Source organism: Clostridium sp. AF21-20LB, from assembly GCF_003478795.1.
GTDB classification, from domain to species: Bacteria; Bacillota; Clostridia; order Lachnospirales; family Lachnospiraceae; genus Otoolea; species Otoolea fessa.
The window spans coordinates 11,820-26,450 of the sequence record NZ_QUGD01000005.1; the positions used below are offsets into that span (position 1 = coordinate 11,820).

Annotated in this window: 5 protein-coding genes; all 5 read right to left on the reverse strand. The window is 49.6% G+C overall.

Features of this window, described 5'->3' with window-relative positions; genetic code table 11:
- Nucleotides 1-106: 106 nt before the first annotated feature.
- Nucleotides 107-3,052, reverse strand: coding sequence for a prealbumin-like fold domain-containing protein (locus DWX76_RS04085; protein ID WP_118570164.1), 2,946 nt, complete (start codon nt 3,050-3,052; stop codon nt 107-109).
- Nucleotides 3,004-5,967: a collagen binding domain-containing protein gene (locus DWX76_RS04090; protein ID WP_118570165.1), complete on the reverse strand. Its 2,964-nt coding sequence runs from the start codon at nt 5,965-5,967 to the stop codon at nt 3,004-3,006. The genes DWX76_RS04085 and DWX76_RS04090 overlap by 49 nt, the downstream gene beginning before the upstream one ends.
- A 92-nt stretch (nt 5,968-6,059) precedes the next feature.
- A complete protein-coding gene (locus tag DWX76_RS04095; RefSeq protein ID WP_118570166.1) occupies nt 6,060-7,217 on the reverse strand; it encodes a hypothetical protein in 1,158 nt (385 codons plus the stop codon).
- Complete coding sequence (locus DWX76_RS04100) at nt 7,160-13,561, reverse strand: hypothetical protein (protein ID WP_118570167.1); 6,402 nt, start codon at nt 13,559-13,561, stop codon at nt 7,160-7,162. Before DWX76_RS04100 ends, DWX76_RS04095 begins: the two co-directional genes overlap by 58 nt.
- A 59-nt stretch (nt 13,562-13,620) precedes the next feature.
- A complete protein-coding gene (locus DWX76_RS04105) occupies nt 13,621-14,565 on the reverse strand; it encodes a hypothetical protein (protein WP_118570168.1) in 945 nt (314 codons plus the stop codon).
- Nucleotides 14,566-14,631: the final 66 nt, after the last annotated feature.

Consider the following 14,631-nt stretch of genomic DNA (forward strand, 5'->3'; position numbering starts at 1 on the left):
TCTTTCTGTGCTTGATTTTGTGAAATGTTTTTTGTTAGCCGCAAAAGCAAGTGCAGAAAAGACTCCGAGAGTACATCTTTCTTCTGTTCATTTTTCTCTTATTTTTTTACTCCTCCTTGCCCTTATCATTCCTCTCCATATTCTTTTTTATATTTTCCTCCTTTCTTCGCCGCTCTGCGAGCGCCAGTCCTGTCCCAACGCTCATACATATCAGTCCAATCACCAGTTTCCACTTCCAAATCAGTGAAATCACTTCATTCAGACGTTCTTTTTCGTCCTCAATCTGATAAGCGCCTTCCACTCCCCAGGTGGCTGATTCTCCATATCCCATCCTCGGAAGCGGCTTCATCTGTCTGCTGTCGAGAACAATTTTCCCCTCTCCACAGATCGACTCTGGCACGTGAACTGTTAAATAGCCCTCTTTCAGCTCTTCTATCACTTTCTTTGGATATTCCGGCTGACCATGTCCCGGTCGCCCTGGCTTCTCCGGCTTCAAACGGTCATACATCCGCACAACCGTCACCGTTCCGTCCTCTGAAACCGTAAATGAAACTGGTTCGGCTTTTTCGTAGCCCTCCGGCGCTTCCAGCTCTTCCAGAATATAGCGGCAGCCCTCCTTTAAAATGCCCTGTATACATTTCTCCTTTTCTTCAGAAATCCATTCCAATATTACCTTTCCAGTCTCATCAGAAATCCTCAGGAGGGCACCTTTTATAAATTCGCTATCTCCTTTCTGCTCCCTCCATTTCCGCTTCTCCACCTGCACTTCCGTCGGTCTGTCATACATCTTCACCTGATCGACTCGACCGTCCAGTGATACCGTAAATGTCACTTTTTCTGCTTTCCAGTACCCATCCGGCGCTATTTTTTCTACCAGCACATAGTTTTTTCCAGCGTTTAACTTTCCTTTTATCACATGGGCGCCCCGATCAGATACCCACGAATCAACCAAGGTTCCGCCTTCCTTCTCCTCCCAGAGTTCCATCCGCGCCCCCGGCAGTTCCTTTTCTCCCGTCACACTGTATTTTGTGATTTCCACGTGCGTCGGCTTGTCCTGCATGGAAATCCGCTCGACCGTTCCATCCTCGGAAACAGTAAACGGAATCTCTTCCGCATACGCAAATCCATCCGGCGCTCCCGTCTCGCGCATTATATAACTCTTTCCCGGTGTCAACGTTCCAATTATCTCATGAGGATGATCCGCAGAAATCCATGATTCGATTACATTTCCAGACTGATCCAGAATCTCTATCTGAGCACCCGGAAGCTCCGTTCCGCCCAGATCTGTCTTTGAAAAGACCAGCTTTGTCGGGGAATCTATCATTCCAATTCCGTCTATCTGTGCATCATTCCCCAGAGAAAAAATCATCTGATTCGACTCCACCTCTTCCGTTTTTCCACCGTCCAGTTCCAGCAGTTCAACCAGGCGGTATCTATTCCCACGTTTGAGCACTTCGCGCACCGACCGATCATTCTGATGAAATTCCCAGAGCACTGTATTTCCCTGCCGAGAGGTCCGTCCCGTGCTTCCTGTACTCTTCCACTCGATCGGCAGTCCATCCGGAGTCTGTGCCGGAACTTGTGCCCGAACCTCATAGTTTGTTCCCCACGGCATTCCTGTCAAAACAACCGATTCGCCACAAGAAAGCGTCAGGCTTCCTCCACTTCGCAGCGTTCCCGATTTAGAACCTGTGTACGAAATCAAGCCTGGAAGCTCTTTTCCCTCCGCATTCTTTAAGTATAACGTATATGTTATATCTACCTGCCTTAACAACGCCGCAGCAGTTCCCGTCACCCGCCCGGCGATAGCAATTGCGCCCGGAGATAGAATTGGATGGAAGGATTCATAGCTTTTGCCCGTTTTTCCCCATATCGTTGCCGTTACCGTCATACCAGAATGATTTTCCTGTCCGTTTTCATTTATATGCTCTCCAACCAGAACAGCCACCCGCAAAATGCCTCCTGATCCGGCTGCCACATTCTCTATATTCCAATACCAGGATTCACCTATTTGTTCCGCTCCGCCCATCGAAGCCGCTGTCATTAGTTCACACCCAGCTGGAATTTCCAGTCCAATCTTCATATTTTCTTTTTTATCTGACTGGTTCCGATATGTAATTTCATATACAATTACACTTCCCGGCAGCACCGCTGCTCCGTCTTTTCCAATCGGGGAAACGGCGCGGATGCCACATGGGTCGCTGTATTCCGGATTTCGTATTTCATGGATATATCCCAGGCCATCTCTGTTTTCCGGGATCCAGCTTTCCACTTCCCTGCCATCTGTCTCTTTCTGATGATATTCTTCCAGACGATACCTCGTTCCTTTTAATGTTCGAAGCGTCAGCGGATAATGTCCGTTCTCATCCCAATTCAGGCGGAATGTATTTTTTCCTATCGTCCGGCGGCTGCCGTCACTGAACTCAATGATCTCCCGCAGTTCGAAACGATGTCCTTCCGCCACCCCCTCTTTTTCACATTTTTCTCGCTCCAGATAAGGCACAGAAGCTTCCATCAGTGAAGAAAGTACAAATTCTTCCCCACTGTCCAAATCCCACAGTGTTCTCACCAGACGAAGTGCTTTTCTTCCCTGCACCCGCAGAGACGTTATGCTGTCAAATAAACCGTCTGCTGTCTCTGTCTCCAGCGCATTTGCACCATCTCTGGCTGCATTAATCCCCCTGCCTGTATCTGACACCGTGAAAATCATCGGTTTCTGCACAGTGTATCCATCCGGCGCTTCCAGTTCTTTCAGAAGATACGTGTGCCCGGCAATCAGCTTTCCTTCTATCACGTGTGTTTTCCCATCGCAGATCCAGGTTTCCAATGCCTCACCCGCTTCAGTGTACACACCATCCAAAAATCCGGCTTCATACACTGCCAGCTTTGCTCCTGACACAAAGAGACCCGTATCGAAATCCAGCTTGGAAATTTTGATTTTCGTTGTTTCATTCGGCACCGTCAGATCATACGTTAGCACCTCGCATTCCTTCTGATCTTCTATCAGCACCTCGTACACGCGCGGAATAAGTTGATATCCATCCGGCGGCATCGTCTCACGGACTTCGTAATGGTACGGAATCCAGCTCCATTCTCCCCTATCGTTCCGATTGGCAGAAACGGACTTTCCGCCTGACCGCTCTCGTCTGTCTCCATCTGAACCCTTTCTCCCGTCTCTCTGTTTTTCACTTCAAACACCGCACCTGCCAGTTTTTCCTCTGGCTTTCTCTCATCCACCTTTTCAACCCGAACTCGCCCCTGTTTCAGCGTATTAACCGCTTCGATTGTCTCCTCCGAAGCAGCAGCCACAATAAATTTCCTAGGTTCCATGGGCCGATAACCTGCCGGTGCCGAAAATTCCACCAAATAATAAGCTCCATAGGCAATCGGAGAAATCCGATGCGGCTTCCAGTCCCCTGCCTTCCAGCCTGCCGGAATCTCCTGTTTTTCTGCTTCTTCCTCTGTAAACTTTCCATCCGATCCAGAAATCCAACGTTCCACTAAATATTCTTTTTCCTGCACCAGACTTCCATCCTGTGCCGCCCGGAAAACAGCAAGCTCTGCGCCTGCCAGATAAATTGCCTCTTCGGATATCTCCCCTGATCTTCCCAGCTTGGAAATATAGACAGACTTTGCCCTGTTTTCCAGCCCGTAAAGCTGAATTTCAGCAGTTTCTTCGACAATTACCGGCTTCGGTGCTGCTTTCTGATAGCCGCTTGGTATTTTCGTCTCCACAAGAACGTAATAGCCTTTCTTTCTGTTCGAAGCCAAATCATTTTTCGTCGGATTCAGCGGTAAATAATCAATTCGGTGAATCCCATCGGAGGTATCATAACTGACCAGAGTTCCCTCCGCCTGGTAATTCCATCGGAAATCATAGCTGTAGCCTACTTTTCCATCTAGCTGCAAATTTTTCGTCACCTGAACAAGCACCTGTGAACCATTTCCCAGATTCCAGAGCTGACGCACTGATTCGCCCTGTTCTGTCGCCGTTTCTTCCTGTTTTTCAGCGGTATATCCACACCATGTAACCGTGTTAAACCTTGTATGATATTCTGCATACAGCTTCTGATAGCGGGCTGCAAAGCTGTCGCTTCCTTGGCTGTAGGCTTTCGCATCTTCGGTCTTCCAGCTCGTCACCCGTTTTTCCCGGTCATAGCGCGGTGTTCCATCCGCTTCCATGACAATTCCATTTTCATCTGTCACTGCCTCGTACAGGGTCAGCTCCGCCGCATATGCATTCGGCAGACATTCTTTTTTTCCATCCTTCTCCTCATATTTGAAAAAGGCAGTTTTTATATGATCTTCCTGCATCGTGATGAGCTGCAGCTTAGAAGTTTCCCGGATTTCCACCTCCATTTGATTTGTCAGATATCCCGGAGGCGTCTCTATCTCCCCGAGAATATAATCGCCTGCCGGAATCCCCTCCCATGCCATTGGCGTCTTTCCGACGGTCCATTTGGCAGTCACTGTCTTTTTCTGGTTTCTCTCATCTAGTACCGTCCAGTTCGCCGGAAGTTCCCCTTTCTTTTCCAGATAATACCCGGACGGATGTGCTTCCAAATCATCACTCGCAATTCTTTTTGCTGGATAGAGCGCTAACATGGCTCCTTCCACACTTGAAAACGTATAACCTCCTTTTCCTTCCTCCCAGGTCTTAGAATCCGATTCGTTCAAAATGCGATCATAGTCCCGGACTGGCTGCTGATATTGTTCTGGCGCGTCGATCTTTTCAATCTGCACCGTGATCGGGCGGTTAGTAAGGCGCAGCTCCTGTACTTCACAGGTTTCCTCTACCGTAAGACCTGTCGGCATCCGTTTCGCATAGCCGGATGGGGCACGCGTCTCCTCTAAAATATACACTCCCACCGGAACGCGTTTTAAAACGTCCACCTGCCCATCTCTGATCCGTGTATGGAACGGATCGTTTGGCGTTTCATCCCCGGTTATCCAGCTGTTTTCCATCAGATACGCCTCCCCCTGACGGTGGTACAGCGGTCGATCGTCTTCCCGGTTTTCCGGATCATTTCCAATATCATAGAGCGCTGCCTTCAACTGCAGATCCCATGCATTGGCATTGTAAGCTCTGAGAAGATCGCTGTATCGGTAACGCACATAATCGCCATCCCGATCATAAACGGGATATCCTTTGATATAGGTCTGATCGGAACGCTGGTAATAAACCGGCAGCCCATTTTCATTCAAAACCGGATTGACATGGGGCTGCAGCAGACCTCCGTCATATGTTCCAATCGTGTACTCCTGTTCCGTATCAGCATACATCGTTGCCACGCGGCCGGTCTTTACCTTATCCCTGGCAATCACATTTCCATAGTGATCCTTAGATACCTGGATCACCCACACCAATGTTTTACCGGTTTTCTCCTCCGTCACATATGCCATTCCCGTGTACGGTTCTACCTCGCTGTCCCGGCTTCCGTCTGATGCCAGATGATAGAATTTCGTCCCGGACGGAACGTATTCAAACCGCCTTTCTTTCCGGCTGTACGCCAGTTCTTCATAGCTTGGGCTTACAATTTCCAGAAATGGAACGCCATCTTTCATCGCATAGATCGGTTCGCTGTCTTTTGGACGCACTGGTTCGCCTTTTTCGTTATAGGCATACCGCACGCCCCGGAGTGTCGTAAATACCTCCAGAGCCCCGAGATCGTAATATAAAATGTCTGTATCTTCGCGTTCAACCCGCTTGAGAATCCATCTGCCTTTTCCCTGGTCGTTGAACCGGTCATCCTGCGTATATCGTGTATAATTGTTATTTTCTCCTTCGCTATCTTCCCCCTCTTGATCTTTATCCCTCACATACAGAAGCCGGTTTCCCGCATAGCCTTTCTGCACATACATCCGGGTCACATTTCCAAACGAATCGCGCACCACATTGACACCGGCATACGCCCGGTCCTCACTGTCCCCGTTCTTCTTTACCTCGATCGCATCATACAGGCGCATCGATGCACCTGGAAGATATCGGTTGAATGCGTGCGCTGTATCTGGAACACGATGCCAGATCGCCTTTCCAGTAAAAACCTGATCCTCATAAATCAGGTCAATCCTCTCCCCGGCTTCCTGTTTTGCCTCAGACTATCCAGCCAGCCCTTTGACCACCCATACCCAAGGAACGTTCCCGACGCATTGTACGCCAGTTCCAGATTTTCAAGACCATAACGGTTCGAAAGCTCGGTCAAAGTTCCCTCTCGCCGATCGCTCAACTTAAACAAAATCTCCGTTTCCTCCTGTTTTACTTTCGCGATTTCCAGCCGGATCGGCGTATTTCCTACATAAATCCGCGCCACATCCCCCCGGTCCTGCGGCTTATTGCCATTTGACTTCGTTCCATCCGGGTTCTGGACTGCTTCTCCGTTGCTGCTTATCCGGGTTACCATTTCTCCATACACGGCAGCTGCCACCCGCTGACCGCGCTCTCCGTCCCGATAATACGTCACTTCATCCGAATACACTTCCACCGCTATCGGTTTCGTTCTCACGTATCCTTCCGGTGCAGATAATTCACACAACACATAGGCTCCTGCTCCCAGCGGCTGCGGCGTGATCAGATATCCTGTATTCTGGTTGGACGGCAGAGTTTCCCCCAAACCACCAAAATCCTGCAGCGTCGAATAAACCTGGAATGTGCCCGTCCGCGTCCCAAAGGCATCCTGCATCACCACCTGATCGGTTTCACTGCAAATCGGAGTTCCTGCCGGGATTATGCCTGTATATTTTCCTGTATAAGGTGCTTTCCAGGGGTATTTTGACGGAATTAGCGTTTTCAAATCAACCGGCGCGATTTTCTTTGCCCCCATTGCCTCCAAAAATTCCCGGCTGGCTGTCACCTGTGTATCTTTTTCATAAAACTGCACCTCCCCCTCGCTGTACTTCGACGTGTCCCGGCTGGCGGCATAAATAGCGAACACCGCATCATCATGCAGAATATTCTCTCCCGTCTCCGAATCTAGTTTTTCAATCCGAAGCTTTGCAGCATAAAACGTATTCCGGTATTTTCCATCCGCGTAGCCGGTAAATCCCAACGCATCATAGGCGGACTCCGCCGCCGGTTCTGTCACACTGTAAGGCACCAATCCCTGAAAATACCGCCCGTCAAACCCGGTCAGCGCCCCGGTGATTGTCCTGACATGATCTTTCAGATAAAATCCCGCCGGATTGTTATCATCCGTCTTCTCTCCATACGGATATTCCACTGAATCTGCCCACCCTGCCTGCTCTGAGATCGACCATAGCGGTAATAGCTTTCTACCTTCTCGTTGCTCCGGTACCGGCTGTTTGCATTTTCAGACCGATAAATGTCCTTGTACGGTGCCATTTCCCTCTGAGCGGGCGAAAATCCGCTGTAGTCATAGCTTCCGCCTGGATAGGAGATCGTTCCCTGCCGTTTATCCGCATCCAGACCATACTTATAAATCTCATAATTTCCATCCTGTCCATGTGCGCGGATCACATATTTCCTCAAATCCGCCTGATTTGTATCTCCCCACTCTTCATTCATCCGGATCTGATAGTTCGCCGCCAGCGTTTCCGGCGATGCCGAGGCGTCATATTGATAATCCGCTGACTTTTTTTCCGGAGATACGAGGTTTCCACCTGCCTCATAAACCGACGGGACTTCTATTTCTTTCGGCTGGTCGATCCGATAATGCTGGTTTTTGAAATCTTCCAGTGCTCCCGAATACGGCTGCTGCTCGACTGCCACATAGGTACCGTAAGGAAGGTATTTCGAAACGCCATAATAATAACCTTCCTCGGATTTTTTTAATTTTTCTGCTGACAACGTTGTTTTGTCCCGATCGGAACCTCCATTTTCCGCGCTGTCCCACTCAATCGCGTATAAATCGTCCAAATCATAGGAGAAAAACGGCTTCAAATATTCCTCTGCTTTTAAAATTGCCTGATGTAATGCTTCATCATAGATATAATCCGGGTAGCCTTCCTGTCCGCCCGATGCTTGAATGTTCTGCTTCTTTACCTCATCCTTCAAATACCAGTCCATCGCAAACTGACGGACAGCATCCGACCGTTTTGCATTTTCTATGGCTGCTTCTGACGTACGGCTCTGGTTCTGTATCGCCGCATTGTTATGATGCACCGGATCTTTTATTTCTCCGCCACCGGTTCCAAAAATGCCCGTACGGATCCACGCAAACGGCTTAAAGGATGTATCTGCTGCATCTGCCCGCTGCCATTTATCCCGGTTCGCCACCGCCATCGCATCGAAAAATTTCTCATACTGATAGCCGGAAACTTCCCGTACCGCTCCCGCTCCATCTTCCTTGGTCCGCATGACCGTCTCAAGAAGTCTTGTATATCCCTGATTGACCTCTTTCGAATCCGCGATCTGCCCGTCTTTTCCATATTCGTACAGACGTTCCTTTGCCGTCACTGCGCTGTCCCAGACATTGTTATTGACAGAACCAGCCGTCTGGGAATCTTTTTTATGAATTACCTGCGTGAAAATTTTCTGAACCGGAGCAAAGGATTCTCTAAGCAGTGGAAAATTCTTTTTTACCTCCGGCAACGAGACGACTTCCCCATCCCGGTTCATCCACACGATTTCGCCATCCGTATTTCGGTACAGACGTTCCAGATTGGATTTCAAATAGAGCTTAAAGCGGAAATTTGGCAGTGCTGAAGCGACATTTTCCTTCCCTCCCTCTTTTTCCGTAAACAGATCGGTATGTCCACTTTCCGCATAAGTGTTATGTGCATAGGTGCCCTCCGGTGTCGTCGCTATATTTTTGACGATTTTTATCTTCTGGCGGATCACTCGCTCCAGTACACCCAGCGGTTCTTTCCTTGTCCCGGCATCCTGATAGGTGGTCTCCTGCCCAGGGTACGCCAGTGCCACCGGGACCACATAGGAATCATCCCCTGTCAAGCCAGAACCTCCAGAATCGACATATGCCTTTGCCCGCGCCTGTTTTATCCACGTGTAATAGCTGGAACTGTTCATCTGGTGGCCGGCAAAGAAACCATTTCCCAGCATTGCGGCTTCTTCCTCGTTCAGTGTAACCTTCTTCTCTTTCAATACCGCCTTAAATCCCAGCTCTTCCAGCACGCCTGCATTTGTTTTTTTCACGCCAAAACTGTCGGTAAAATTCGCGTTGACCCGCAGTATGTATCTCCCATCTGCATTCCGGGCTGCTGCCTGATGACCCCATTTTGTCTCCGTTATCTCCCGCTGCTGTGTTTCTGTCTTTTCCCGGTAAACAACTACCTGGATCGGCTGCCCATCCGCATCATACGGAATTTCCCCGGTTTTGTAATAGACATTTACCTCATTTTCCTCTGGAACAATCGTACCATCTCCCTCAATCACAGCATCTGTCTGCAAAAGTGCCGACGCCATCACCTGATTTCCAGCAGTTGTTTCCCTGTAATCGGTATACGTTCCAAATGCGTCCCGCTCGCGATTATTTGAATATGGTATATACACATAACGCGGACACATTTCCATATTATCCGGCAGCCACTCTGCCCGGTGAAAAATCAAGCTGTCTTTCTCCGGATCACTTCCCAGTACCATAAAATTTTCCGGTATTCCTAAAATTCCTGCATATACCGTAAATTCAAACGAATCCGAATACTCATGCACCGCGTCCAGACCGCCATAGCTGATATATGGATGGGTATGATAAAAATCCAGAATGGAAGTGATCGCGTCTCCCACTGTCATTGAGATTCCATCTTTTGTTTTCGGCACCGCAATCGTCTGAACCGGAGAACCATACACTGTTTTTTCTGCCTTTTCTCCCGGCGTCACACCGCTGACGCCGTACACGTCCCGCTCTCCTTCCCGGACACCCCGGTCAAATACGCCGGTATAGATACTGGAATATGCATTTTCTCCTGCTCCCGGTGTCCTCGGCGTTGTTTTCGTATGTCTGCGGAGTACCCGCTCAGCTTTCCCTTTCAGATAACAAAAGTCATCCACATCAAATGTCTTTGCCAGCTTGTCCGCATTTTCTTCCTCTGTCATTCCCGTTTCTGCCTGCAAAAGAACTGCTTCCACTGTCTCCGGCACAAGTTCCTGCACCCGGACCTGGCGCATCCACCCCGCCGCATACTCAATCGGAACCTTTTTATTCATCGGCGTGCCATCCGCATTGTACTTTGGATACTGATAGTCGTTCTCTGCCACTGCCAGTTCCCCGGTATAAACTTTTTCATACTCACCTGTCCCAGCTTCCACCGAAACCGTTCCTCTTCCCTCGTCTTTTCGATAAAAGCTCACGCCCTCCGGCAGCCCTGACACCACAATCTCATAAACTCCCTCTTTCGTGTCCTTTGACTCTGCCGAAAAGAAAATTTCATTCGTATCAGCTCCGCCATCGCCTGCCTGCTCTTCCCCATACATCTGCATGGAAATATGGGCATATCCTTCTCCCGGTTCCAGGACCGCCGCCTCCAGATCCTGTCCTAGGTTTGTAACTGCGTGAAGTTTATTTCCAACCGAAAGTTCAAAGCCCTCGGATCGGCTTAATTCCTTGACATAATATTCCCCCATCAGAAGTGGGCGTCCAATCCAGGCATTCCCATTCTTTGACGTATTGTTATAATAAATCCGCTCCCAGGCTTTATCTGCCGTATAATCATCGATCGCCGCATCTTGTGTATACAGATTTCCCGGCGCCTTCTTTCGCCATCCATCTGCTGCATCCACAATCGACCCTTTCGAATAATCATAGGTTCGCCCCGGCGCCTCTGTACATGCCAGAAACGAGGCATCTCCATTTTTGTCTGTCGTCGCCACCGCCACCAGATGATTGGCCCGGTAAACTACCCCTGTTTTCCCATCCGGATGCAGCAGATCTTCTGCTGCAAACAAGCCATACACTGCGCCTTCCAGCGTTGCATCCCCCTGTGCGTCCCCAAGCGCATTGTAAGACTCATTTTCGCCCTTTTTCAGATCCAGATCCTTTTTATTGATATGTACCTCGCCCTCTGTCCGGTGATCGTAGATCATCCAGGCATCTTTCTCGCCGTCTGCCCCATTGCAATGGCTGAAATTGCCAGCACTTCCCGGCTCTATCGCTGAACCCACACTCGCGGAAACAAGCGCCGCTTCATAGGCAGGGAAAAATAGTGACTCTGCTGCCGCCCCCGCCAGTGTTTCCATTCTTTGTGACAACTGCGGATTTTGATACAACGAAGAAGGTGAATGCCAGCTTGTATAAAAACCTGCCTCGGTTGTCAATAAATCTGAGCCGGTTGCTATATATCGCCGAATACTTTCACGTTCCGCTTTTTCTGCTTCTTCTAAATCATCATCCGCTTCATCAATAAACACAAAACCTTTCTGGACGCGATTTACCAGATGGTCCGAAATAGATACTTTCAGCTCCGAGGCAGTTGCTTCTCCCAGAAGCGCTGCATCCAATGCTGTAAACAAAACGATCCGCTGCGGCAAAACACGCATTTTTAAAGACTCTGGAAATACCGCGTCCTCGCCTAGTAGAGTCGTTAGATTCTCCCAAATCGTCCCACCAAGCGCACTTTGATCGTCTAAGCCAATTTTTCCAAAAAATCCTGCCTTCCCCGCACTTTCTCCATTCTGATTTTCGGAAGCCTCTCCGATGCCCTGACTCTTTCTCACACTCTTCGTTCCCAGCACCACATCACGCGAATATCCGCCTCCAAAGGCTGCATTTGCCCCATGCTCAGATGCATCGGTTGTGATAATCTCAATCGGCAGGTCATCTGCATGTCCATCATGCAGAATATATCCATCCCGCGCTTTAAATTCTTTCCAAGTATAACTGTACTTCATGGAAATGAACTTCTCATACGTCTGCCCACAGTCCTCCTGGCAGCCAGACTTTGCATACGAAGTTTCCCCGTCTGCCCCTGTCGTCGGTCCCGCATCGGGTGTTTCTCCCTCGGAGCCGCCGTCTGACGCGATACCTTCTATCTCCCCTGCATCGACCTCCTCCATTATCCAGTGGAAATGGACGCCCTCAAAGTCTCCGCCCGCCTTTCCTTCACATTCCTCTTCACACAAAAGCCAGCTATTTGCCAGGCGGATATTTTCTGCCTGCGCCGCCTCAATCTCATCCTCATTGATGACTTCTCCCTCTTCGTCCTCCTCTTCCTCTGGAACAGGTACAAAGGCCGGTGCCGGATGACCGTCACAGAACGTCTTATCATAGTGATAACCGTGTTCCACTGTCTGGGAGGCGTAGCCATCGCCATCTGTTACCACCGAACCCGCTTGTCTGAAACCATCCCAGAGAACCGGCTCATCCTGATAATGACTGGCATATGGTTCTCCGCCCTCATACAATTCGGCAGCTCCGTCCCGCTCAGTATTTACCCTGTTTTTATCGTCAAAGCGCTCAAAGAAGCCAAACCGCGCCCCTTTCAGCGCTTTCCCTGTCTCATGATCGTATTTATACATCTGCAGATTATAGGTGGAAGTAAAATCCTCTTCATGCCTAAATACCTCAAACTGAATGCCTCCCTGCTCCGGTACCGGGGTTGGATCGCCCGCCAATGCAGCAAAATAATTGACCGGAACCATTCCGAGCTCCATCCATGCCATCCGCTGATGAATCCACGGATCACTTTTGGCAGGCGTTCCGCCTCCGTGTGTCCCCGAACAGGTCACACACTCCCAGATTTGAAGCGACTGGTCAATCGCCTCCTCCGCCGAAGCATATCCCCCGCCGCCCGAAGCGTATGGGGTTCCTTCCACCCGGAAACGAATCAGGGCTTTCGACGGTTTTGGATTTGGATTTTTAAATACAATCTGCGAGTCGGTTTTTGTATACGTCCATCCATCGGTCGGAACCGGACTGAATGAAACACCGTTATTGTTTGAAAATTCAAGCGGTACAGAACGGATAAAATCCCAATCCGAGCCATCCGGCGCAAACGACAGCGTCAGAGTCGCCGCATCTACCTGTTTTGCCGTTCCCAGCGAGGTGCTGGAAGCTATCACATTTGGAATCTTTCCGCCGCCGACACCGGTATTTTCCTTTCCGCTGCCTCCGCCAGACAGCATTCCTCCCATTTGCATGTACGCCTCACTATTTGACGCAGCTGCCTCCAGCCACGGATATTTTGCCCGCACAGCTGGAACATAGAGGATTGTTTTCAGATCTTCCTCGGACACCATCTTGATAATTTCCGGTTTTCCCTGCGCTTTTGCTGCCACATTGATCGCCCGGATAAATGTATTTGCCTTTTCATCCCCCAGCGCTGCTCTGAGCGAGAGCATCGCCCAAAATACATATTTCTGTTCCTGACTGCTCAGCGGAACGGATGCCTGGGAGGGACGGTGTGCTTCATAGAGATCCCCTTTTTCTGCAATTCCCCAGATCGCATAACCGCCCTTATCGATACAATAAAGCTTGTGTCCCAGCAGCGTATCGCCATGGGCTGTCGTCAGTGTTGTCTGCTGACCGCTCGCAGGTGCCGCTTTCGCCGGAAAAACCGGGAATCCTGGCAAAAAAGCCATTCCTCCCAATATAATTGCCAGTACAAACGCCATCCCCCGTTTCACATTCTCTCTGTACCGATACTCCCCCATAAACTTCCTCCTCGTTTTTACTGCCCGCGCCCCTTAACACCGGCAGTCCCTCGTTTTCTTTATTTTTCAGTTCCCCAAACTGATTTCAGTAGCGAGATAATCCCCGTTTCATACTCCTGTCTTGGTATTTCCTGTCGTCCCCACTTTTCTTCTATCTGCCCCATCGGTGCCTGTATTTTCTCCCAGGCAGCCTCGGAAATCGTCCCCTCTCCCCGCATACTCAAGGTCAGCGCCAGCACATTGGCAAGACTGTCTGGATCCGCTTCATAGTCCTTTCTTCTCTGCTCCCGCTCCTTATTTTCATAGCGGTAAAACTCCGTCTCAAAGTCAACCGGGTACGTTTTCGCATTTGAAAATAGCGGCAGACTGGAGGTCGGATCCGTCGCATACCACTGTGTGCCGATCCGCACCAGGCACGCATCATGGAGATATTCCGGCGTGTAGGTCACACACTCCAGCCCTACGATCCGGCATAGGAACTGAAATTCTTCCGCGAAATCCCGGCAGACGCCAACGCCTCCTTCCAAAACCGGGAAATCCTTTGCCTCTTCCGGCGAACCGTAATGATTCTGGTTAAAACCTCCCTCTCCGTTTGCAATCCGGTTATGCACATACAGAAGACGCGTTTTTTCATCCAAATGAATCCAGTCAAAACTATTGACAAATTTCTGCAGTTCTTCGACCGAAGCCCAGCTATAATTTGCTTTCGGTTCTCCCTTCGTATTCCACCCTGGATTTGCTTCCCCCGGATAACGGACTGCCTCTTTCAGGTAATATTCCGGATCGCTGATCTCTGGGTGCTGCTCTGAAAAAATACTTCCATTTCCATAAAAACTCATCTCTCCATTCTGCCACTCCCATCTCAGACTCTCTGTGTCCTTCCATTCACCGCCATGCGTCCCCTGATTGCCTGCATAAGCGCTGAAACCTCCGGCTGCGATCATGGCTGCTGCCAGTACGGCTGTACATCCCGATTTATTGGTTGTTTTCTTATCCTGTTTCATTTTTTTATACCCCCATTTTTTATTCTTTCCGTGTCATTCCACTTCATTTTCCTGTTTGTCTCTGTT

What these genes read in the sequence shown, in the direction of transcription:
- DWX76_RS04085 (WP_118570164.1), bottom strand. Translation starts at nt 3,052, where the DNA reads ATGCCGCCGGATGGATATCAACTTATTCCGCGCGTGTACGAGGTGCTG.
- DWX76_RS04105 (WP_118570168.1), bottom strand. Translation starts at nt 14,565, where the DNA reads ATGAAACAGGATAAGAAAACAACCAATAAATCGGGATGTACAGCCGTA.
- DWX76_RS04090 (WP_118570165.1), bottom strand. Translation starts at nt 5,967, where the DNA reads ATGCGCCTGTATGATGCGATCGAGGTAAAGAAGAACGGGGACAGTGAG.
- DWX76_RS04100 (WP_118570167.1), bottom strand. Translation starts at nt 13,561, where the DNA reads ATGGGGGAGTATCGGTACAGAGAGAATGTGAAACGGGGGATGGCGTTT.